This window comes from Chachezhania antarctica (assembly GCF_003646465.1).
In the GTDB taxonomy this organism is placed as follows: Bacteria; Pseudomonadota; Alphaproteobacteria; order Rhodobacterales; family Rhodobacteraceae; genus Chachezhania; species Chachezhania antarctica.
This window is the reverse complement of record NZ_QZEX01000003.1, coordinates 372,782-392,450: the sequence shown is the minus strand read 5'-3', so window position 1 is coordinate 392,450 and position 19,669 is coordinate 372,782. Positions and strand designations below refer to the sequence as shown.

Annotated in this window: 16 protein-coding genes; 5 read left to right on the top strand and 11 right to left on the bottom strand. The window is 65.9% G+C overall.

From position 1 onward, the window contains the following. Window positions 1-62: 62 nt before the first annotated feature. The 3 genes from D4754_RS08930 to D4754_RS08920 are packed head-to-tail and all read right to left on the bottom strand — an operon-like array spanning window position 63 to window position 2,625. Window positions 63-935 carry an ABC transporter permease gene (locus D4754_RS08930; protein ID WP_121062667.1) on the bottom strand — a complete coding sequence of 291 codons (873 nt, stop codon included), beginning with the start codon at window positions 933-935 and terminating at the stop codon, window positions 63-65. A gap of 11 nt (window positions 936-946) precedes the next feature. Then, the gene (locus D4754_RS08925) at window positions 947-1,873 is read right to left on the bottom strand and encodes an ABC transporter permease (protein ID WP_121062666.1); all 927 of its coding nucleotides are present in this window, start codon (window positions 1,871-1,873) and stop codon (window positions 947-949) included. Beyond that, on the bottom strand, window positions 1,870-2,625 hold the full coding sequence (locus D4754_RS08920; protein ID WP_163025853.1) for an HAD family hydrolase: 756 nt from the start codon (window positions 2,623-2,625) through the stop codon (window positions 1,870-1,872). Before D4754_RS08920 ends, D4754_RS08925 begins: the two co-directional genes overlap by 4 nt. A 134-nt stretch (window positions 2,626-2,759) precedes the next feature. On the opposite strand from D4754_RS08920, the gene D4754_RS08915 reads away from it, so the two are divergent. After that, window positions 2,760-3,647 carry a LysR family transcriptional regulator gene (locus D4754_RS08915; RefSeq protein WP_121062664.1) on the top strand — a complete coding sequence of 296 codons (888 nt, stop codon included), beginning with the start codon at window positions 2,760-2,762 and terminating at the stop codon, window positions 3,645-3,647. Window positions 3,648-3,716: 69 nt separating this feature from the next. Here the strand turns inward: D4754_RS08915 and D4754_RS08910 are convergent, their stop codons facing one another. Next, window positions 3,717-4,490 carry a copper chaperone PCu(A)C domain-containing protein gene (locus D4754_RS08910; RefSeq protein WP_121062663.1) on the bottom strand — a complete coding sequence of 258 codons (774 nt, stop codon included), beginning with the start codon at window positions 4,488-4,490 and terminating at the stop codon, window positions 3,717-3,719. A gap of 81 nt (window positions 4,491-4,571) precedes the next feature. Here D4754_RS08910 and D4754_RS08905 point away from each other — a divergent pair, with 81 nt between their 5' ends. Next, window positions 4,572-5,957, top strand: a complete 1,386-nt coding sequence (locus D4754_RS08905) for a hypothetical protein (protein ID WP_121062662.1) — start codon at window positions 4,572-4,574, stop codon at window positions 5,955-5,957. Window positions 5,958-6,071: 114 nt separating this feature from the next. On the opposite strand, the gene D4754_RS08900 is transcribed toward D4754_RS08905, so the two are convergent. The 5 genes from D4754_RS08900 to D4754_RS08880 form a co-directional block, all read right to left on the bottom strand. Beyond that, a complete protein-coding gene (locus D4754_RS08900) occupies window positions 6,072-6,797 on the bottom strand; it encodes an ABC transporter ATP-binding protein (protein WP_121062661.1) in 726 nt (241 codons plus the stop codon). Further along, a complete protein-coding gene (locus D4754_RS08895; protein WP_205589610.1) occupies window positions 6,794-7,537 on the bottom strand; it encodes an ABC transporter ATP-binding protein in 744 nt (247 codons plus the stop codon). The genes D4754_RS08900 and D4754_RS08895 overlap by 4 nt, the downstream gene beginning before the upstream one ends. Continuing rightward, window positions 7,534-8,490: a branched-chain amino acid ABC transporter permease gene (locus D4754_RS08890; protein ID WP_121062659.1), complete on the bottom strand. Its 957-nt coding sequence runs from the start codon at window positions 8,488-8,490 to the stop codon at window positions 7,534-7,536. The genes D4754_RS08895 and D4754_RS08890 overlap by 4 nt, the downstream gene beginning before the upstream one ends. Continuing rightward, a complete protein-coding gene (locus tag D4754_RS08885) occupies window positions 8,490-9,371 on the bottom strand; it encodes a branched-chain amino acid ABC transporter permease (protein WP_121062658.1) in 882 nt (293 codons plus the stop codon). The genes D4754_RS08890 and D4754_RS08885 overlap by 1 nt, the downstream gene beginning before the upstream one ends. A 116-nt stretch (window positions 9,372-9,487) precedes the next feature. After that, window positions 9,488-10,774, bottom strand: coding sequence for an ABC transporter substrate-binding protein (locus D4754_RS08880; RefSeq protein WP_121062657.1), 1,287 nt, complete (start codon window positions 10,772-10,774; stop codon window positions 9,488-9,490). Between the two features lie 474 nt (window positions 10,775-11,248). On the opposite strand from D4754_RS08880, the gene D4754_RS08875 reads away from it, so the two are divergent. Continuing rightward, window positions 11,249-13,309: a hydantoinase/oxoprolinase family protein gene (locus D4754_RS08875; RefSeq protein WP_121062656.1), complete on the top strand. Its 2,061-nt coding sequence runs from the start codon at window positions 11,249-11,251 to the stop codon at window positions 13,307-13,309. A 124-nt stretch (window positions 13,310-13,433) separates the two neighbouring features. Next, window positions 13,434-15,119 (top strand): hydantoinase B/oxoprolinase family protein, encoded by a 1,686-nt coding sequence (locus D4754_RS08870; RefSeq protein WP_121062655.1) that lies wholly within the window; start codon window positions 13,434-13,436, stop codon window positions 15,117-15,119. Here D4754_RS08870 and D4754_RS08865 read toward each other — a convergent pair. Beyond that, window positions 15,116-16,165 (bottom strand): AI-2E family transporter, encoded by a 1,050-nt coding sequence (locus tag D4754_RS08865; protein WP_240453809.1) that lies wholly within the window; start codon window positions 16,163-16,165, stop codon window positions 15,116-15,118. The genes D4754_RS08870 and D4754_RS08865 overlap by 4 nt on opposite strands. A gap of 235 nt (window positions 16,166-16,400) precedes the next feature. On the opposite strand from D4754_RS08865, the gene D4754_RS08860 reads away from it, so the two are divergent. Further along, on the top strand, window positions 16,401-18,824 hold the full coding sequence (locus D4754_RS08860) for a mechanosensitive ion channel domain-containing protein (protein WP_163025852.1): 2,424 nt from the start codon (window positions 16,401-16,403) through the stop codon (window positions 18,822-18,824). Window positions 18,825-18,868: 44 nt separating this feature from the next. Here D4754_RS08860 and D4754_RS08855 read toward each other — a convergent pair whose 3' ends face one another. Then, window positions 18,869-19,657, bottom strand: coding sequence for an FAD binding domain-containing protein (locus D4754_RS08855; RefSeq protein ID WP_121062653.1), 789 nt, complete (start codon window positions 19,655-19,657; stop codon window positions 18,869-18,871). Window positions 19,658-19,669 lie beyond the last annotated feature (12 nt).

Here is a 19,669-nt window from a genome sequence, read left to right as displayed (position 1 = left end):
TCCGGTTTTGGGTCAGGTCTGGGTATGTGTCTTTGGCCGCTTGAAGCGGCTCTTCACGGTTGTCAGCGGTCGCGCAGGCGGACATCGGCGCGGTCACGCAGCCAGTCGCCGAAGATCTGCACGGAAAAGGTCAGCGCCACGATCAGCGCGGCGGGCACCAGCACGATCCACGGCGCGGTGGGCATGTAATCGCGGCCCAGCCCCACCATCGATCCCAGCGAGGGCTGCGGCGGTTGTACCCCCAGCCCAAGGAAGCTGAGCGTGCTTTCAAGGATCACGATATTGGACAGGGCCAGCGTGAACTGGACGACCAGCGGCGACACGAGGTTCGGCAGCACATGGCGCCACGCGGTGTAGATCGGGCCCGCGCCGGCGGTCCACGCGGCTTCGATGAACGGCAGCGTGGTCAGGCGGCGCACCTCGGCGCGGACGATGCGGGCGTATTGCTCCCATCCCGCGATGCCCAGCACGAGGACAAGCACCGTCAGGTCCGATCCCATCAGCGACAGGATCAGAAGCGCCACCAGCGTGAAGGGAATGGCGATCTGCATGTCGACCAGCGCCATGATCGTGTCTTCCACCCAGCCGCGGCGCAGGCCCGCGACAAGGCCCAGCGTACCGCCTATCAGAAGGCCTATCAGCGCGCCCGCGAAGGCCAGCCCCAGCGTCAGCCGCAGACCGTAGAGCGAACGTGACAGGACATCGCGGCCCAGCTCGTCCGTCCCCGCGAAATGCCCGGCCGAGTAGCGCTCGAATCCCAGCGGCGGGCGCAGGCGGCTCAGCAGGCTCTGGCCCAGCGGATCGAAGGGCACGATCACGGGGGCAAGGATCGCGGCGGCGAACAGGCTGACGCCGATGAGTATGGCCAGCTTCTGGATCGGGTCCGTCTTGCCGATCTTGCGGCGGGGGCGGGCGGGATCTGCGATGGCGGTCATTCTCTGTCTCCTCAGCTTCGGGCCAGGCGGATGCGCGGATCGGCCAGCGCATAGGCGACATCGGTCAGGGCGTTGATGGCGACGACGGCCACGGCGACGGTGATCACGCCGAACTGGAGCACGGGGTAATCCCGGATCAGCGCCGCGTTCACCAGAAGCTGGCCGATCCCGGGCCACGAGAAGATGCTTTCCACCACCACGCTCCCGGCGGCGGCGAGCCCCGCCACCTGAAGGCCGATGACGGAAATCACCGTCACGCCGGCATTGCCCAGCCCGTGCCGCAGGACGACGCGCGCCTCCGACAGGCCCTTGGCGCGGGCGGTGCGGATGAAATCCTGCCCCAGCACGTCCAGCATGGCGTTGCGGGTGAACCGCGTCAGCGCCGCGACCAGCACGCCGGACATGGCGATGGTGGGCATGATGAAATGCAGGAACGAACCGTTCCCCACCACCGGCAGCCAGTTCAGCCAGTAGGAGAACACCAGCACCATCAGGATGGCGAGGATGAAGGACGGCACGGCATAGCCCGCGAAGGCCACCGTCATCACCGCCGATCCGATCCAGCTTTTTCGGTAGATCGCGGCGAGTATCCCCAGCGGGATCGCGACAAGGATCGTCAGCGTGACCGAGGCCAGCAGCAACTGCCCCGAGGCCCACAGCCGCTCCCCCACGACCTGCGTCACCGGGCGGCGGTCGACGAAGCTGAGCCCGAACTCTCCGGACACCACACCGCGCAGGAAGGCCACGTATTGCTGCCAGAGCGTACCGTCCAGCTGGAAGTACCGGATCAGCTCGGCCCGGCCCTCGGCCGTCAGCCCGTCGCCCAGGAAGGTGTCGATCGGGTTGCCGGACAGGCGGGTGGCGATGAAGGTCACGGTCACGATCGCGAAGAGCGTCACCACGGACTTGACCGAGATACGGGCGAGGTAGGCGATCATCGGGGGGCGCTCCGTTCGATATGGATGAAGGGCATGCCAAGGGCAGCGGCGGCGCGGCCGTCGGTCAGGGCATTGTCGCCGACAAAAACGGCCTGTTCCGGGGCAAGGCCGGTCCGCGCCAGCGCCATGCGCAGCATCGTGGGATCGGGTTTGCCAAGGCCTTGCCAGCGCAGGTCCGGCCGGATCGCCCGCAGCGCGGCCAGCAGCGCGCCGGTTTCGGCAACCGGCTGGTTGTCGTGATCCGGGTGAAACAGGTCCTCGTTCGCGACCCACAAAGGCACGCCCGCCGACATCCGGGCCAGGATCGGCCCCAGCGTATCGACGGTAACGCCCGGATCGCGGCAGAGCAGGATCGCCTGCGGATCCGCCGGGTCGGGGTCGATCCCCAACGCCCGTGCGCGTTCGATCAGCGGGGCGGGGGCCAGAAGCCGCAACCGCCCGACCTGTTCGACCTTCGCCAGGTGATCCAGCGCGATCTCGCCCGCTAGCAGGATCCGTTCGGGCGGCATCGCGATGCCCAGCCCGGCAAGCCGTTGCGACATGGCGTCCGCCGTCGTGTCGGAACAGTTCGACACGATCCACAGGCGCGTCCCGCAGGCCTCCACGAACGCCTCGGTCTCCTCGAACACACGACCTTCGGAAATCAGGCAACCGTCCAGATCGCACAGGACAAGCGATGCCTCCTCGACAGCACGGGGATCAAGTGCCGGATGGGATCTGGTCTGTGGAGCAAGGGTCGCGGCGATGTCCAAAAGGTCTCTCCCTTGCCGAAGCGGGGCGGAATGCCGCCGCTTTCGTGCCTTCTGGAGCAGCCTTGTGACCCGCCTGTAACAAAGCGTAGCTACACTTTGGCTTTAGCAAAGCGTGACTTTGGGTGGCCGGGAAAATGTCTATCTCGAACTCCCGCCTGGATGCCGTTCGCGCGGTGTCGGAAGGCGGATCCTATGCCGGTGCGGCGCGAATCCTTGGGGTAACCTCGCCCAACGTGTCCGGGCAGGTGCGCGCGCTCGAATCGCAATTCGGGGTGCGCCTGTTCCGGCGGGACTCAGGCCGGCTGGTGCCGACGGTGCTGTGCCAGAAGCTGTGCGACCTGGCCGAACGCGCGGCCGAGGCGCGGAACGAAGCGGAACGCCTGCTGCAAAGCCGGTCGTCCCTGCGCGAAGGCCGGATCACCATCGGCATGGGCAACGCGATGCCGGGCATGGCGGTGATCGCGGCCTTCCACCGGGCCTATCCGGGCGTGACGCTGGATGTGGAGACCGGCTCGCACCAGAAGATCGCGCGCGCGGTCCTGTCCCACGAATGCGACGTGGGCATCCTGCCCGACGTGCCCACCGACCCGCGGTTCCGGCGCGAACACCTGGCCCAATCCGAGGTCATCGCCATCGCCCCGGCCGACCATCCGCTGGCCGACGCGCAGGAGATCACGGCGCAGCAACTCTCGCGCGAGCCATTGATTTTCCGCGCCTCGGGCTCGTCCACCCAGCGCAGCGTCGACCGGATGTTCGCACGCTCGGGCCTGGCGCCGCAGCCGTTCCTGACGCTCGACGCGCGTGACGGGCTCTATGAGGCGGTGGTCAACGGGCTGGGCGTGGGCTTTCTCTGGCGCGACAGCAACAGCCGGACGGACAGGGTGGCGCGACTGCCCATCGTCGAAATGCGCGGGCTGGCGACACATGAAACCGTCTTCGGCCTGAAGGAGGATTCCGGCGCCGTGGCGGAGGCCTTCTTCGGCATCGCCCACGCCTTCCGGCAGAACGCGGTGACGGCATGAGGCGCCTGTCTGGTTACGGAACGTCGTCTGAGGACGGTGTCACATGGCAACGGTCTACCGGGCCGAACCCTATTCCGACGTGATCGTCGCCTGTGCCGTGACCGGCTTTCCGTCGGCCATGTAGGGCCTGTGCGTGTTCGTGTTCAGCGCGACCGTCACCCGGTAGGTGCCGGGCAGCAATGCCCCGATGCTGGCCGTGTCGGAATAGACCCGCCCCAGTTTCAGCCCGTTCAGATACAGATGCGCGTGCCCCTCGCCCGACCTGTCGGGCGTGCCGTCCTCGACCCTCACGAAGGCGAAGTTGCCGGTGGTCAGCGTGATGTCCCACGGGCCGGATTCTCCGCGCGCCTTGGCGGACATCGAAAGTGTCGGCGCGGGGCCGGGGGAGTCCGCGCTCTCCGCATCGGCCATGTGCGCCATGTGATCGCTGCCATCGTCCCCGACCCGCGCCTTGAAGGTCACCGGTCCGCTGTTCTCGAAATGCAGCTCGACCGGGATCAGCGTGCCGGGGTCCAGCGATGCGGCAAGCCCGGTCAGCCGCAGGAACACGCCATCGGCGGAAAAGGCGGGGCTCGCGCCTTCCGGAATGGGCGTGACGCCGATGCCCGCGGGCCGCTGGATCGTGGCCGTTCCGCCCGACGGGAGCGACGCCGAGACAAGCGCATCGGGCCCGCCCGGATTTTCGAGCGTGAAGTACAAATCCGCCATGCCGCCATGGCCCGTATGCGCCACCGCGACGGGCACTGACACCACCATCCGCCCGGCTTTCGGGCCAAGTGCATAGAAAACCAGCCCGATGACCACTAGACCAAGAATGAAGACGGCGATGAGACGACGGATCATGGGGTACTCTCTGGCCGCGATTTCGATGGTGTACTAACGTAGTGTGGAGAGCGCCCCGCCGGGCGTCAACGGATTTGCCCGATGCCTGGACGACTGCTTGCGCTTTGCCTTGCCTTTGGGCTGATGCCCTGCGCCGCGCTGGCCCATGCGGCCGAGCAGGGGTTCGTCCTGCTGCTGCCGACCGATGTCTACATCACCGCCGGCGTGTCGGCCTTTGTCCTTACCGTGATCCTCGTCGCACTGATGCCCGCACGGGCAAGCCTTCGGCTGTTCCGCGTGACCTGGTTGCCGCGGATCGGGGGGGGCCGGCTGCGGCTGGTGACCAGCCTGATCGCGACGGTTCTGTTCTTTGCTCTGGTCGCCATTGGTCTGGCGGGCCCCTATGACCCGTTGTCGAACCTGCTGCCGCTGACTGTCTGGGTCGTGTTCTGGATTGGGTTCCTCGGGCTCCATGCGCTTGTGGGCAACCTGTGGCCGTGGATCGATCCGTGGGCGGGGCTCTGCGCGCTGATCTTCCGGGACGGCGCGCCGCCCGTCCGGTTGCCGGAGTGGATCGGCGTCTGGCCCGCGATCCTGTTCTTCGGGCTGTTCGTGTCCTTCTCCATTGCCGATCCCGTCCCGATGGACCCGGAGCGGCTGTCGATGATGGCGCTTGGCTACTGGGGCCTGACCTTCGCGGGGATGGCGCTTTTCGGCGAGGACCGCTGGCGCCGGTCGGGGGAGTTCTTTTCGGTCCTCTTCTACTTGCTGTCGCTTGTTTCGCCGTTGAGGCTGGGGGCGCAGGCGGGGCTGGGCTTTCCCGGCTGGGCGGCGGTGCGCAGCCCCGGTGTTTCGACCGGCGGCGCGCTCTTCTGCCTCGTGATCCTTGGATCTGGCAGTTTCGACGGTCTGAACGAGACGTTCTGGTGGTTGAACCGGATCGGGGTAAACCCGCTGGATTTCCAGGGACGCTCGTCGATCCTGTGGGAGACGGTGGGCGGGTTCGTCGGAACGATCCTGCTGCTGATCGCGGTGTTCTATGCCTGTGTTTTAACGGGGTGTCGGTTGGCCGGCGACGGGGGGCCATCGGTAAGGCTGGCGTTCCGCAGGCTGGCGCTGTCCACGCTGCCCATCGCGCTGGGGTTCCACGTGGCGCATTACCTGACGACGGGATTGATAGATGGTCAGTACTTCGTGGCGGCCCTGACCGACCCGTTCGCGAGCGGGGCCGATTACCTGGGGTTCGGAGAGGTCCGCGTCTATGTCGGCTTCCTGCGGGACAGCGACACGGTGCGGCTGATCTGGCTGGGGCAGGCGACGGTGATCGTGCTGGCGCACGTGATCGCGGTGCTGATCGCCAATGCCATGGCGCGCGACATGTTCCCGACGGCGGGAAAGGCGCGCAGGGCCGAGCTGCCGCTTTCGTTGTTCATGGTGGCCTATACGCTGTTTGGGCTGTGGCTGCTGGCGGCGGCCCGCGGGGCATGATCGCCGGTGCGGCGTCGTAGGGTGTGTGCTTGGCACGCACCTTGCCGGGGGATGGTGCGTGGGGGCCACGCACCCTACGTCGCGTCTGGCTGGGTGTCCGGCTTTCGGTCTGTGTCAGGCCTTCGCCTTGTCCGACACGCCGACATACTGGTGCAGCAGGCTCAGATCGTTGCGGACTTCGTCGATGCCGAATTCGGCCTTGATCCGGCCGTGGTCCATGAAGGCCACCCGGTCCGCGATGGGCAGCACGGCATCCACGCGTTGTTCGACCAAGAGGATCGCCACGCCCGAGGCCCGCAGCTTCACCAGCGCCTCGCGGATACTGGCGATGGCCGACGGCATCAGCCCCTCGGTCGGTTCATCCAGCATCATCACCAGCGGATCGACGCACATCGCGCGGGCCATCGACAGCATGGATTGTTCACCGCCTGACAACGTGCCCGACCGCTGGTCCATCCGTTCTTTCAGGACCGGGAACAGGTCGAGCGCATAGTCCAGCACCTCGCGCCCGGCCTTGCGGGTCTGAAGCCCGATCTCCAGGTTTTCGGCCACCGTCAGTTCGGCGAACAGCCTGCGGCCCTGAGGAACATAGCCGATACCGCGGCGCGGAATTTCTTTCGCGGGCAGGCCGAACAGGTTCTCGCCGTTCAGCATCAGCTGGCCCGAGGCCGGTTTGACCGTGCCCATGACGGATTGCAGCGCGGTCGTCTTGCCCGCGCCGTTGCGTCCCAGAAGGCACAGGACCTCGCCGCCCTTCAGCTCGAACCCGAAATCGCGCAGGGCCTGGCTGCGGCCGTAGAAGGTGTTGAAGCCTTCGACCTTGAACTGGGTCACGCTCATTCTGCCGCCTCCCCCAGGTAGGCGGCTTGAACCGCGCGGTTGTCCGAAATCTCAGCCGGGGTGCCTTCGGCCAGGATCTGGCCACGGTCGAGCACGGTGATGCGTTCAGCGAGGCTCATCACCACGTCCATGTTGTGTTCGATCAGCAGGACGGTCGCGGTTTCGTTGATCTTGCGGACGACGTCCTTGAAGTTCTCGATCTCGCTGTCCGACAGGCCCTGCGTGGGCTCGTCCAGGATCAGCAGCTTCGGCTCCAGCGCCAGTCCCATCGCCACTTCCAGCAGGCGCTGATGCCCGTAAGCCAGCGTACCCGCCACGACATCCAGCATGTCGCCAAGGCCCAGCGTGGCGGCGGCTTTCGCGGCCTCCTCCTCGATCGTCGCTTCGGTGACGTGGCGATGGCCGAAGATGTTGGGCTTCAGCCGGCTTTGCGCGGCGACCGAAACGTTTTCCAGCACGGTCATCGCCGTGTAGATGTTGGTGATCTGGAACGTGTAGGCGATGCCCAGCCGCACGCGCCGGAACGCGGGCAGAGAGCTGACGTCCTGCCCCAGGAATTCTACCGTGCCCGCGCTGGCCTTGTAGCGGCCCGACAGCAGGCTGACGAAGGTCGACTTGCCGGCGCCGTTGGGGCCGATGATCGCGCGGATCTCGCCCTGCCCGAGGTCGAAATCGACGTCGTCCACGGCTTTCAGCCCGCCGAAATGGCGCGACAGGCCGCGGGTTTTCAACAAGCTCAGTTCAGCCATCTTGCCCACTTGTCGCGAATGGTGCCCAGGATGCCCTTGGGGGCCCAGAGTGTCATGACGATCAGAAGCACGCCGACCACGATCAGGTAGGCCGTGGTCAGCCCGCTCAGCCGGTCGATCAGCATCGTCATCAGCGCGGTGCCCAGAAGCGGCCCCAGAAGGGTGCCGGGGCCTCCCACCAGCGTGAACAGCAGGGGCTGGATCGAGTTCTGGAAGTCCGCGAAGCTGGACCCGATATAGCCGAACATCAGCCCGTAAAGCGCGCCCGCCGTGCCCGCGATGGTGCCCGACAGGGTGAAGGCCATCAGCTTGACGATATAGATGTTGAAACCCAGCATCTCGGTCCGGCCCGGGTTGCCGCGCACTGCGACCAGCTGGCGGCCGAAGGGTCCGCGGGTGGCGACATAGGTCAGCAGCAGGACCACCGCGAAGACGGTGAAGGCGATGTTGAAGCGCGTGCCGTCATGCGTCATGTCGAGGACGAGGCCGAACAGATCGAAACTGCGTGCCTCGGTCGGCAGCGTCAGGCCCTGATCGCCGCCGGTGATCTTGGAGAAATGCAGCGTGGCCAGGAAAGCCGCCTGGCTGAACATCAGCGTGACGATCATGAAGGCCACCGCTTCGGTCCGCAGCGCCAGCAGCCCGATGATCACCGAAACGACGGCCGATCCCGCGATGCCGATCAGGAAGGCCCAGCCCAGCGGCACGCCCCAGTAATAGCTCGCCAGCCCGGAGGCATAGAGCCCGGCGGCGAAGAACATCGCGTGCCCAAGGCTCAGAAGGCCGGTGTAGCCCATCAGGATGTTGTAACCCATCGCGAAGACCGACAGGATCAGGATTCGCGTGAGGGCCAGAACAAGGTAACTCGACAGCACGAATTGCAGCGCGAACAGGATCGCCAGCACGCCAAGGCACAGCAGCAGCAGTTTGCGGTCGTTCGTCATCAGCGGGTGGCCTTTCCGAACAGGCCTTCCGGCTTGAAGACAAGCACCAGCGCGACAAGCAGGGTCGACGCGATCTTGGCCAGCGTCGGGGTGAAGAAGACGGACAGGAGCCCGTCGGACAGGCCGATCAGCACGGCGGCGGCGATGGTGCCGGGGATGGATCCCAGCCCGCCCACGATCACCACGACGAAGGACAAAAGCAGCGGATCGTGCCCCATCAGGTAATGCGCCTGCTGGTTCGGCACGACCAGAACGCCTGCGATGGCTGCCATCATGGCACCCACGGCGAAGACGCCGGAATAGACCCGGTCGACCGGGATGCCGAAGTTCTGCGCGGTATCCTTGTCGTATTGCGTCGCGCGCATCAAAAGCCCCACGCGCGATCCCTTCATCAACCGCCACAGCGCGAAGACCAGCACGATGGCGGCCACGACGATGAACAGCTTGTAGCTGGAATAGCCGAACCACGGGAACCGGATGGTATAGTAGAACGGCGCATCCACGGCCTGTGCGTTGGGGCCGAAGGTCATCAGCACCACCTGCTGGATGATGTACATCAGCCCGATTGTGGAGATGATCGTGGCCTCCGGGTCGTAATCGATCCGCTTCAGGATCGCCCAGTCGGCGGCGGCGGCCAGCAGGCCCACGATGGCCGGCGCCACGATCAGCGCCGTCACGAAGCCCAGCCAGGGCGGCCCCGGCATCAGCATGGCGCAGACCCAGGCACCCACGGCCCCCAGCATGAAGAACTCTCCATGCGCGACGTTGACCACGCGCATGGTGCCGAAGACGACCGACAGGCCAAGCGCCGTCAGCGTCAGCACCGAGGCCTGCACGAGCCCTTCGAGCGTCGCAAGCAACAGGTAGGGAGCGATATCCATGTCAGGGAATTCCGGCGTCAGGTCGGACGCGGGCCGGCAGGCGACCCGGTCATTTCAATAGGTCAGGGGCGTTCCGGCGCAGGGATCTGCTGCCGGAACGCCTGTCGCATCCGCGATCAGAACGACATTTTCGTGTAGTCGGTCTCGTCCGGATAGAATGTGTCCTCGATCGAGGTGGTGTGCTGCACCTCCAGCTTTCCGTCCACGACCTTCGAGATGTACTGGTGCCCGAACGACTGGTGCGTCTTGCCGTTGAACACCTTCTGCCCCTGCGGGAACGCATTGCTCGCGTCGAAGCCCTGGATCGATTCCATCGCCTCCAGCATCGCGACCTTCTGGTCGGGGCCCTTGTAGTCGGCCATCTCCATCGCCGCCTTCATGGCGTAGAGCGTTTCCCAGACCGAGAACATGTGCGCATAGGTCGACACGTTCTTGGGATCGCCCATCGCCGCGCCGTTTTCATCCACGCCGACCTTTTCACGGTAGAACGCGTCGAAATCGGTCTGGTCGGCCTGCGCGTAACGCGGGTTGCCCTCCCAGAAATGCGAGCCTTCGAGGAAGGACAGTTGCGGGATGTCCAGCTGCACCGCTTCGAGGCTGTCGATGAAGCCGAAGAGTTCCGGCCCCTGCGAGCCCAGATGTTCGCCGAGTTCCTTCACGAAGGTCAGCACGCCGGGGCCCACCATGACGTGATAGATCACCTCGGTGCTGAACGGGATCTTGGGGAAATAGCGGGTGAAGGATGTCTCGGTCGGCGGGATGGCGATATCGGCCACCACTTCGCCGCCCTGTGCCTCGATCGCGGCGGTGAAGTTGTCGCGGTGATCGTAGCCGAACGCGTAATCGGGATAGATCAGCGTGACCTTCTTGCCCAGATTGTCGGAAATCCACGGCGCCATCGAGATCACCTGGCTTTTCACATCGGTGATCGAGGGCTGGAAGACATAGCGGTTGAACGCGCCCGACGCCAGCGCATGGGATTCCGAGCAGATGAAATAGGGCATCTTCAGCTCGCCCGCGCGGGGGGCCGTGGCCGCGACGACGTGGGAGAACAGCGTTCCGAACACCGCATCGACGTTATGTTCGGCCGAGAACTTCTCCATCACCTCGACGCTGCGCTTGGGGTCGGTGCCGTCATCTTCGATGACAAGCTCGACCTGCATGCCGTTGATGCCGCCCTGTTCGTTGATCAGGGCCGTGGCGGCCTTGGCCGTCTGTTCGTACCAGCGGCCATAGGATGCGCCGATGCCGGTGCGGTGGAACGGCGCGCCCAGGCGGATGACATCGCCCGATTGCGCGCGCGCGCGACCGACAAGTCCGGGGGCTGCAAGCAATGCGGCAGCGCCGCCCATACCCGCCAGAACGGACCGGCGCGATGGCAGTAGTAAGGCTGATTTCTTCATTCTGACGCTTCCCTGTTTCGGTTTCTTATTTATGACCGACGGGCCGCAATCGTGGGCAACGATAGGATGCCGGTCCAGCAATTTCCTTGCCAATGTTTGTTAGCATGCAAGCGAGTTTCGCGCCTTGGCAAGATATTTCTTCGCGAAGTTCGCTTGTCCGGATCCAAAGGATGGATCGTGGACTTCTGTATATGCCGCTCCGGATCGCGCGCTCAATTCAGTGGCAATCGATTCAATTCTAGCCCAATCGAGATGCATGCGTAAGGCAAGTTAACCGTCATGGGGCCGCAGGGTGAAGCACGGCGGACAGGCGCCGCGAGGGCAGGGTTTGCATGACGATTGACAACGGCTGCGGCGGATTCCTATGGTCAGGTCACATCATTTGCATACAAATGAAGTAGCCGCCCATCCGCTTGCCCGAGGAACCAAGATGACTTCACGATCCATCCTCACCTTTCACTGGCGCCGACCGGCATGACGGACCGGGACCTGACGGGCAGCTTCGCGGGGATCGACGTGGGCGGGACGTTCACCGACCTGATCCATTATGACAGCCGCGCCGGGCGCGTGCGCTTGGCCAAGGTGGCCACGACGCTCGACAACCAGGCGCACGGGGTGCTGGCGGCACTGGACGCGGCGGAGGTCGATGCGGCCGCGCTCGACCTGATCGTGCACGGAACGACGACGACGACGAACGCCGTGCTGGAACGCCGGCTGTGCAAGACCGGGCTGATCACGACCCAAGGGTTCCGCGATGTGCTGGAGCTTGGCCGCCGCACCCGCCCGCAGGCCTACGGCATGAAGGGTCAGTTCCGCCCGCTGATCCCGCGCGATCTGCGGCTGGAAGTGCCGGAACGGATGCTGGCCAGCGGTGCGGAACACCTGCCTCTGGACGAGGACGCACTGCGGATCGCCCTGCGTCGGCTTGTGGCCGAAGACTGCGAAGCGCTGGTGATCCACTTCCTGCACGCCTACGCCAACCCGGCCCACGAACGGCGCGCGGGCGAGATCGCGCGGGAGGAATGGCCCAACGGCAACATCACCCTTGGCCATGCCCTGCTGTCGGAAAGCCGGGAATACGAACGCGGGGTGACCGCGGCCGTCAATGCTTCGGTCCAGCCCTTGCTGCGCCGCTATGTCGAACGGCTGGCCGATCGTCTGTCGGAGCGTGGCTATGCGCGTGACCTGCTGGTGATGAACGGCAATGGCGGCATGGTCTCGGCCCGGATCGTGGCTGAAGAAGCGGCGAAGACCGTGATGTCCGGCCCCGCCTCCGGCGTGATGGCCGCGGCCTATACCGGGCGGCGGGCGGGGATACCGGACCTGCTGACCTATGACATGGGCGGGACCTCGACCGATGTTGCGATGATCCGCGGCGCGGACCCCGCCGTCAGCCACGAGATCGAGATCGAGTATGCCATGCCGATCCACGTCCCCATGGTGGACGTGCGCACGGTTGGGGCGGGCGGCGGCTCCATCGCGCGGGTCAACGCGGCGGGGCTGTTGCAGGTGGGGCCGGAAAGTGCGGGCTCCACCCCCGGGCCGATCTGCTATGGCAAGGGCGGGACAGAGCCCACGATTTCCGACGCCAACATGCTGCTGGGCCGGATGAACCCGGACCGGCTGAACACCGGGGCCGGGGGCGTGCTGCTCGACACGATCCGAAAGGCGTTTGCCGAGAAGATCGCGGCGCCCCTTGGCCTTGACGCGACCGAGGCCGCGGCGGCGGTGCTGCGGATCGCCACGGCGAAAATGGCGGATGCGGTGCGGATGGTCTCGATCTCTCTGGGAGAGGACCCCCGCGATTTCGCGCTGTTTGCCTTCGGCGGGGCCGGGCCCTTGCATGCCTGCGCCATCGCGCGGGAGTTGGGCGTGCCACGGGTGCTGGTGCCTGCGCGGCCGGGGATCACGAATGCGCTTGGCTGTATCGTGGCCGATCTGCGCCACGATTTCGTGCAGACGATCAACCGACCGCTGGATCTGTGCGACATGGACGAGGTCCACGCCGCCTTCGCCCGCCAGGCCGAGGACGGCCGCGCCGCTATCGACCGGGAGCACGTGGAGATTGCCGAGCTGCGCACGGCGACATCGGTCGACATGCAGTTCATCGGGCAGACCCATCTGCTGCGGGTGCCACTGCCGGACGGTTTGCCCACGCGCGAGGATCTGCGGTCGCTGTTCGAAGACGCCTATTTCAGGCGTTTCCAAGTGAAGCTGCCGGAGATCCGCCCGGCGCTGGTGAACGTGAACACCTCGGTCATCGGGCGACGGCCCGAGGTGGATCTGTCGCAGCTGCTCGATGCGTCGGAACGCAAGGCGTCGCTGGCCGAGGCGCAGAGCGGTACGCGGCCGGTCTATTTCGATGGCTGGGTTGAAACGCCGGTCTATTGGCGGGATCACTTGCCCGGTGACGCCGTGTTGGAAGGGCCGGCGATTGTCGAGCAGATGGATTGCACGCTGGTGATGGAGCCGGGGGATACGGCCCGGCAGGACGCCGACGGGAACCTGATTGTCACGCTGGGGGAACGGTCATGATCTGTCGGGCTGGTTCTGCCGTTGCAGCGGGGGCTTCGCGCCCCCGCACCCCCGCGGAGTATTTTCGGAAAGAAGAAAGGGCGGGGTTCGCTTCCGACCTGTTGTTTCGTAAGGGAGCGCGCGCATGATCGATCCGATCACTCTGACCGTCATCCAGTCGGGGCTCCAGCAGGTTTGCGACGAGATGGATCTGAGCTTCTCGCGCGCGGCGTTTTCGCCGGTGATTGCGGAGGCGAACGACCGGTCCGACGGGATCTATTCGGCGGCCGATGGCAGCCTGATCGCCCAAGGGTCGATGGGGTTGCCGGTATTCGTGGGCACGATGCAGTTTTCCACGCGGACCTTGATCGAGATGATCCGCGACGGGAAGGCCGCGGCGCCGAAGCCCGGGGACATCTACATCGTCAACGATCCCTACCTGGGCGGCACGCATCTGATGGATGTGCGCTTTGCCATGCCGGTCTGGCGCAATGGCGAGATCTTCTGCTGGCTGTCGAATACCGGGCACTGGCCGGATACGGGCGGGGCAGTGCCGGGCGGGTTTTCGGCCTCGGCCACCGCCGTCGAACAGGAGGGTCTGCGGTTGCCGCCTGTGCGCCTGTTCAAGGAAGGGGAGATGGATGCGGAGATCTATGCCATCATCTGTTCCAACATCCGCGTGGCCGATCAGAGGATCGGCGATGTGAAGGCGCAGGCGGCGGCGCTTTACGTGGGCGAGGCGCGGTTGACGCGGCTGCTGGACCGCTATGGCGACGACGTGGTGGAAGAGGCGATCGGCGAATTGCGCACCCGCGCCGCGCAGCAGATGCGGGCGAGTATCGCGGCGATAACCGTCGGTTCATATGAATCGGTCGCTTATGTCGACAGCGACGGGGTTGTGAACGAGCCGCTGGAGATCCGGTTGAAGGTGATCGCCGATGGCGACGGGCTGACCTTCGATTTCACGGGCTCCTCCCTTCCATGTGCGGGGCCGATGAATTCGGTCTGGGCCACGACGCAATCCTCCGTCTACCTCGCGATGCGGCATATCTTTCCGGACGTGCCGATCAGCGCCGGCGCGTTCGAGCCGCTGACCATTCACAGGCCCGAGGGCACGTTCCTTGATGCGCGTTATCCGCGGCCCGTGTCGGGCTGTGCCGCCGAGGTAAGCCAGCGGATTGCCGAGGCGGTATTCGCAGCACTGGTGGGCGCCCTGCCCGATCTTGTCACCGCCGCGCCGGCCGGGACGTCGGGCAACTTCGCCCTGGGCGGCGAGGTGCCGGAAGAGGGGCGTAGCTATGTCATGTACCAGATCTCGGGCGGCGGGTACGGCGGCTATGCCGGGGGCGACGGGATCTCCAACGGGTGTTCGACCATCGGGATTTCGAAATCGCCGCCGGTCGAGATCATGGAGCAGCAGTTCCCGGTGCTCTATCACCGCTATGCCTTGCACGAAGGATCGGGCGGCGCGGGCCAGTACCGGGGCGGGTTCGGGCTGGATTACGAGGTCGAGCTGCTGCGCGGCACCGCGCGGGCGAGTTTCGTCATGGACCACGGCCGCTTCGGCCCGCAGGGCGCGCTTGGCGGCGCCGATGGTGGCGTGAACCGGGTGGAGGTGACGCGCGGCGGTGAAAGGTTCGTGCCCGAGCATCTGTCGAAGGCGCAGGATATCGCCTTGACGGCCGGCGACCGGGTTCGCGTGCGCACGCCGGGGGGCGGTGGCTATGGGCCCGTCGAGGATCGCGATCCGGAACTGGTGGCGGAGGACGTGCGGCTGGGCCGGTATTCGGCGGAGGAGGCCCGGCGGCTCTTTGGTGTGGAGCGCCCTTAACTTTCCGCTCTGGCCGGCGCGTTGGACAGAAGGACCGTGATCGGGTGCGTAGCGGGGAAGGCGTTGAAGATGATCGCCAGCGCGCTTGTCAGCGGCACGGCAAGGATCGCGCCGGGCAGGCCCCAGAGCGATGTCCACAGCGCCAGCGCGAACATCACGACGAAGGGTGACAGGTTAAGCTGACGCCCGATCCAGCGCGGCTCCAGCACGCTGCCGATGATCAGCTGCACGATGGTCAGCGCGACGGTCAGCATCAGCGTCAGCCACAGGTTGCCGTATTGCGCGACCGACAGGATGACCGGGAACGCGACCCCCAGCCACGACCCAAGGTAGGGGATGTAGTTGAACAGCCCGATCATCACCGCCCAGAACAGCGCGAAATCGACGCCGAAGCCCCACAGGATAACGAAGGACACGGTGCCCAGCAGGACGTTGATTGCGGTCTTCACGGCGAGGTAATCGCCGATATTGCTGTTGATGTCGCTGGCGATGGCCAGGATGCGGTTCGAATCCTGGCCCTTGTCGAAGGCGTGCCGGATCTTTTCCGGCAATTGCGCCAGTTCGCCCATCAGGAAGCCGGAATAGAAGATGATCAGGAACAGCACCGCGCCGAAACTGGTGAGCGAGCTGAAGAGACCGGTCAACAGCGACGGCAGGTTGATGCGGCCCACCGTGACTTCGCGGATGTCCTGCCAGTCGGGGTCGCCTTCCACGCCGAACCGCTTTGCCATGTCTGCGACCAGTGTTTCGAGCGTCGCCTGGTAGGTGGGGGAGCGGTCGACCATCTCTTCCAGCGTGATCATCACGACGAGGCCCAGAAGCGAGATGGCGGCGATGAAGATCGTCAGCGCCGTGATGCTCAGCACCCAGCGCGGCAGGCGTCGGAGGCCGGGCAGGGTCCGCCCCCAGTCGACGCAGGCGTGCAGCACGTAGACGGCGATGGCCGCGATCAGCACGGGCAGGATGACGGCCTTTCCGACCACGAGGAGGAACCCCACGAGGATCGTGCTGGCAAGGGACAGGAAGACGACGAGGAGAGTGTTCAAGACTAAGGCCCGGCTGAGGTCTGGGGTGGTGTCGGCATGGTCGCGTACGTGGCCGGTGGCGGAAATGACGGGCGGACGGCCCGCAACGCTATTCCCCGCCGACGTGACATTTGTATCGCGAACGGCCGCGCCGGTCACCGGGACACATGGCGCGCACGACATCCACGCAAAGCCCTTGCCAGAGCGGTGTGCTGCGGGTCTCATGCGGGCACAGACACTGACCTGGATGCATTCATTGACCCGTTTTGCCCTGCACGTCTTCCTGACCCTGCTGCTCACGCTGGCCCCCTTCGGACTGGCGGCACAGGAGGAGGACGATCCCGGGGCGAGGTTGGTCCAGCGGGCCGAGGACGCCATCGAAAGCGGCGCGGCCTCGGTGGCCGCCCTGTCCGTCCTGCGGTCGGATCTGGAAGAGCGGCGCGAGGAGCTGACGGCGATCGTGTCCGGCGGCAATGTACGCGGCCGGGCGCTTCAGGCGCAGATCGATGCTCTTGGCCCGCCTCCGGGCGAGGACGAGACAGAACCGGCCGATATCGCCGCGAGCCGGGCCGAGCTGGAAGAACGGCTGGCCGAGGTCATGCACCCGATCCGTCAGGCCCGCGGGCAGCTGAACGAGACCGAGCTGCTGCTGGACGAACTGGATGACATGATCCGGCGGAAGGCGGCCAGCCAGCTGATCGACCGGTATCCCAGCGTCCTGTCGCCCGGCACGCTGGCCACGGCGCGGCACGAGCTGTCGGGCATGGGGCGGGAGTTGCGGGAATCGGCAGGCCGCAGTCTCCAGAGCAGGCAATTCCGCGAGAACCCGTACCAGGTCATCGCGACGGTGGTGGCGCTGTTGGTGGCCGGCATGGTGCTGATCGTCGTGGCCCGCCCCATCGGCGCGCGGTATTTCGACCGCCGGTTCGAACGGGCGACACGGGCGCATCGTTACCTGTGGGCGATGCTGTCCAGCCTCACCAGCCTTGTCATCCCGTTGGCGGGTGCGGTGCTTCTTGCGCTGATCGTGCCCAACCTCGGGATCCAGTCGCGGATCGTCGATTTCTCCGGGCGTTACGTGTTCTTCGCCATCGTCGTACTGGTTCTGGCGCACTGGCTTGGGCACACGGTGTTTTCCCCGGATTCGCCCAGCCGCCGGCTTGTCGATATGCCCGACGACCGCGCCCGGCGCGGGCTGCGGCTGTGCCAGGCGCTTGGCCTCGTCCAGGCGGCCTCGGTCATGGTGGAGGCACTGTCGAACGGGCTTGTCCGGGACGAGGAGACGATCTCGGTCATGGCGGCGCCGGTCGTCATCCTTGCGGCGCTGGTGATGTGGCGGCTGGCGGCGGTGCTCAGCGTGAAGCCCGAACCCGAGGACGCGCCGGCACAGGACGACGAGTCCGAGATCGGATCGCACGCGCAGGGCCGGGGCCTGAACACGGTCGTGCCCTACATGCTGCGGGTTGCCGGGGCCGTTTCGGCGGTGCTGGTCCTGATCGGTTACGTCCCGCTGGCGCGCCATATCTCGGACGCGGCGACGCTGACGGCGGCGATGGCCGGGGTGGGGCTGTTCCTGTTCGCGCTGCTGCTGGGAAGCATCCGGGCCATCATGCGCCGGGGCCGGCACGACGAAGGCCTGTCGCTCCCCCTGCTGCCGTTTACCATCGGCACGCTGCTGTGCCTTGCGATGCTGCCGCTTCTGGCCATCGTCTGGGGGGCGCAGGTCAACGATGTCGCCGAAGCGTGGCGGCTTGTGACCGTGGGGATCGAGGTGGGCGATGTCCGGATCTCGATTGGCGTCGTCGTCTCGCTTCTGGTGGCCTTTGCGCTGGGGACCATCGCCACCCGCTGGTTGCAGCGCAGCCTGCGCGACACGGTGCTGCCGAACACGAAGATGGATGCGGGCGCGCGCAACGCGCTTGTCACCGGGGTGGGCTACGTGGGGCTGACCATCTCGGCACTCGTCGCGTTTTCCGCGGCGGGGCTCAGCCTGTCCAGCCTGGCCGTCGTCGCCGGCGCCCTGTCGCTGGGGATCGGCTTCGGAATGCAGACCATCGTGTCGAACTTCGTGTCGGGGATCATCCTGCTGATCGAACGCCCGATTGCCGAAGGCGACTGGATCGAGGTGTCGGGATACTCCGGCACGGTGAAGAAGATCGCCGTGCGGTCGACGCAGATCAGCACCTTCGACAAGCATGACGTGATCGTGCCCAACCAGGACCTGATCGGTGGCGTGGTCAAGAACATGACCCTGTCGTCGCGCCATGGCCGCCTGATCATCCCGATAGGCGTCGCCTATGGCAGCGATCTGGACAAGGTGAAGGAGATCCTTGAACAGGCCGCCAAGGAACAGACCACGCTTTTGCGGACCCCGCCGCCGGTCGTCCTGTTCCGCGGCATGGGCGACAGTGCGCTGGATTTCGAGCTGCGCTGTTACCTGCGCAATGTCGATGACCTGCTGATGACGCAGTCGGACCTGCTGTTCCGCATCTACAAGGCGCTGAACGCGGCCGAGATCGAGATCCCCTTCCCACAGCGCGATATCCACGTGCGCGGCATCACGACCAGCGAGATCGAGAAGATCGAGACCGCGGATACAAAGGACGACAAGGGCAGGGCGTCGAAAGAGAAGGACGTCGTGGACGATCCCGACGGCTACCCTTCCGATCAACCGACCTGAAGAGCGGTTTCCCCCGGATGGCGCACCGCCCGGGGGAAACAGTATCAGCCCGCCGCGGCGACCGCGCGGGCGGTCATCACGCGGATCATGTTGGCGCGGTAGGTGGGCGTGCCGTGCAGGTCGCCGATCAGCCCGTCGGCCGACGGCGTCAGCCCTTCGACGACATCGGCCGAGAAATCGGACGACAGCGCCGTCTCCGCCTCTGTCCAGCGGAACACGCCGCTTTCGCTGGCCCCTGTCACCGCGACGCGGACGCCCGATGCGAAGCGCGCCACGAAGATGCCCACCAGCGGGAAGCGCGAGGCGGGTTGTGCGAACTTCTCGTAGTGCGCCGCCTGAGGCACCGGGAAGCGGACGGCGGTGATGATTTCCCCGGCTTCCAACGCGGTGGCGAACATGCCCTGGAAGAAGTCTTCCGCCGCGATCTCGCGCTTGTCGGTCACGATCGTCCCGCCGGTGGCGAGCACGGCGGCCGGGTAGCAGGCCGCCGGATCGTTGTTCGCGACCGACCCGCCGATGGTGCCGCGATTGCGCACCGCCGGATCGCCGATCCGCGCGACCAGCGCCGCCAGTGCGGGAAAGGCATCGGCCACTTCTGCCGCGACATCGGCATGGACGGTGGCGCCGCCGATCTCGACACTGTCACCGCCGGTTTTCACGTAGGACAGGCCGTCGATGCCGGACAGGCTGACCAGCTTCGTCGGCGCGGCAAGCCTTGCCTTCATCGTCGGCAACAGGGTCTGCCCGCCGCCAAGGGCCATGGCGTCTTCATCGGCCAAGGCTGCTACGGCGTCGGCCACGGACGAAGGTCTCACGAATTCGAAATTGTACATCTTGCGATCTCC

Excerpts from the sequence above, each read along its gene's own strand:
- D4754_RS08930 (WP_121062667.1), bottom strand. The coding sequence starts at position 935 with ATGACCGCCATCGCAGATCCCGCCCGCCCCCGCCGCAAGATCGGCAAG.
- D4754_RS08925 (WP_121062666.1), bottom strand. The coding sequence starts at position 1,873 with ATGATCGCCTACCTCGCCCGTATCTCGGTCAAGTCCGTGGTGACGCTC.
- D4754_RS08915 (WP_121062664.1), top strand. The coding sequence starts at position 2,760 with ATGTCTATCTCGAACTCCCGCCTGGATGCCGTTCGCGCGGTGTCGGAA.
- D4754_RS08910 (WP_121062663.1), bottom strand. The coding sequence starts at position 4,490 with ATGATCCGTCGTCTCATCGCCGTCTTCATTCTTGGTCTAGTGGTCATC.
- D4754_RS08905 (WP_121062662.1), top strand. The coding sequence starts at position 4,572 with ATGCCTGGACGACTGCTTGCGCTTTGCCTTGCCTTTGGGCTGATGCCC.
- D4754_RS08900 (WP_121062661.1), bottom strand. The coding sequence starts at position 6,797 with ATGAGCGTGACCCAGTTCAAGGTCGAAGGCTTCAACACCTTCTACGGC.
- D4754_RS08890 (WP_121062659.1), bottom strand. The coding sequence starts at position 8,490 with ATGACGAACGACCGCAAACTGCTGCTGCTGTGCCTTGGCGTGCTGGCG.
- D4754_RS08885 (WP_121062658.1), bottom strand. The coding sequence starts at position 9,371 with ATGGATATCGCTCCCTACCTGTTGCTTGCGACGCTCGAAGGGCTCGTG.
- D4754_RS08880 (WP_121062657.1), bottom strand. The coding sequence starts at position 10,774 with ATGAAGAAATCAGCCTTACTACTGCCATCGCGCCGGTCCGTTCTGGCG.
- D4754_RS08875 (WP_121062656.1), top strand. The coding sequence starts at position 11,249 with ATGACGGACCGGGACCTGACGGGCAGCTTCGCGGGGATCGACGTGGGC.
- D4754_RS08870 (WP_121062655.1), top strand. The coding sequence starts at position 13,434 with ATGATCGATCCGATCACTCTGACCGTCATCCAGTCGGGGCTCCAGCAG.
- D4754_RS08855 (WP_121062653.1), bottom strand. The coding sequence starts at position 19,657 with ATGTACAATTTCGAATTCGTGAGACCTTCGTCCGTGGCCGACGCCGTA.